The 1,838-nt window shown below is 36.7% G+C and carries 2 protein-coding genes; both read left to right on the top strand.

Annotated features, from left to right (window positions below; genetic code table 11):
- The first annotated feature begins 42 nt into the window (after positions 1-42).
- On the top strand, positions 43-894 hold the full coding sequence (locus tag CJD30_RS11615) for a glycosyltransferase (RefSeq protein WP_294919332.1): 852 nt from the start codon (positions 43-45) through the stop codon (positions 892-894).
- A complete protein-coding gene (locus CJD30_RS11620) occupies positions 891-1,763 on the top strand; it encodes a glycosyltransferase family A protein (RefSeq protein WP_294919334.1) in 873 nt (290 codons plus the stop codon). The genes CJD30_RS11615 and CJD30_RS11620 overlap by 4 nt, the downstream gene beginning before the upstream one ends.
- The last annotated feature ends 75 nt before the right edge of the window (positions 1,764-1,838 follow it).

Raw genomic sequence — 1,838 nt, forward strand, 5'->3', positions numbered from 1 at the left:
GTATAAATAGTATAAAATTACAAATTATATTTGGAGTGTTTAATGCCTTACCCAAAATCGACCATTATTATATCTGTATATAAAGATACAGAGGCTTTAGGTTTGATTTTGGACAGTCTTGCTAACCAGACATACCCTCCAGATCAAATTATTATCTCAGAAGACGGAAATTCGAAAGAAATGGCAACATTTATTTCCTCCTATTCTAAACATTTTCAAAATCTTCTTCACCTGACTCAATCGGATGAAGGATGGCGCAAAAATCGTGCATTGAATCGGTCAATAGCTGCAAGTACCGGTAAATATTTGATTTTTATTGACGGCGATTGTGTCCCATACCCCCAATTCGTCGAAGAGCATCTCAAGCTCCAGGAAGAAAACTATGTCCTCTGCGGACGTCGTACCGAGCCAGGGGAACGATTTAGCACTCTTCTGAGAAAACGGCAACTCAGTGTCAAAAACTTCACAAACCGCTATCTTCTCTATTTTTTTGCACTCAAGCGTGATCAGGTTCGCCATTACGATGACGGGATTTATTTCGGGTCCGAAAGTATCCTTTTCAATCTGATACGCGGTTCTAAAAAAAAAGAAAACCATATCGTCGGATGCAATTTTTCGTGTTATAAATCAGACATGATACGCATCAATGGATTTGACGAAGATTTTATACTGCCTACAACGGGAGAAGATACGGATATCGAACGGCGAATGCGGTTACTTGACATCAAAATGAAGTCGTGCCGGAACGCTGCTAATCTCATTCACTTGGATCATCCAAAGGTATTTAGCCCCGAAATTTCAAGCCAAACTCTCACCATGATGCAACAAAAAGGAAATATATCTTTCTGCCTGAAAGGGTTGAACCAATACATAAATGCAGGATATTCTGAATGAATACACAAAATCCAAAAGTAAGTATTGTAATGTCAAGCTACAATCATACTCCTTATGTTAAAGAGGCGATTGAAAGCGCTGTACATCAAACCTATGACAATATCGAGCTTATCGTCATCGATGATGGGTCTGATGACAATTCACCTATACTCTTAAAAGAACTTCAAGAAAAATATAGGTTTTATCTTGAACTTCGAACCAATCATGGACTAGTACCGACACTCAATTATGCACTAAAAAATCTCGTAACGGGAAAATATGTCTGCATTCTCGACTCAGATGATTATTGGGCTCTCGATAAAGTCTCCAAGCAAGTCTCCATGTTGGAAGCCAACTCAAACTGTGGGCTGTGCCATACACCGGTATACTTTATTGATAAAAATAGCAAAATCATATCTGACTATAATCAACCTACCAAAAAAGAAGGGTATATATTTGAAGAGCTGCTGATGGGGAAAACCAATATAGCAGATGGTGGCGTTATGGTTCCAAAAGCTATTTATGAAGAAATTGGATACTACAACGAATCAATCCCTTTGGAGGATTATCAGCTTTGGTTTAAAATTCTTGCTAAATATCCAGCCTGTTATCTGAATGAGCATCTTGTATATTATAGAGTCCACGAAACAAATACCAGCAATGATGAAAAGAAAATGCTTGAATGGGAAGAGATGGTAATCAACGAATGGAAAGATCACCCTTCTTTTACAAAAGCAAAACCAGAGATATACCTCAGATGGTTCTCAAAATATGCAAAATACGATAAGATCAAAGCGCTAACGTATCTCTCATCAATCATTAAATACCCTTGTATTTATAGCCATAAAAATTTTTATAAAGGTCTAAAAAGGTTGTTTTTTTATTATTAAGCAATAACAAATACACATAACATGAACATATTTACTAATAACTCAACTCTAAATAAATTGCATACCGTACAATAC

Origin of the sequence: Sulfuricurvum sp. PD_MW2, from assembly GCF_002633015.1 — a bacterium.
Taxonomy (GTDB): domain Bacteria; phylum Campylobacterota; class Campylobacteria; order Campylobacterales; family Sulfurimonadaceae; genus Sulfuricurvum.

Bases quoted from the DNA above. Each gene is read 5' to 3' on its own strand.
- CJD30_RS11615 (WP_294919332.1), top strand. From the start codon at position 43: ATGCCTTACCCAAAATCGACCATTATTATATCTGTATATAAAGATACA.
- CJD30_RS11620 (WP_294919334.1), top strand. From the start codon at position 891: ATGAATACACAAAATCCAAAAGTAAGTATTGTAATGTCAAGCTACAAT.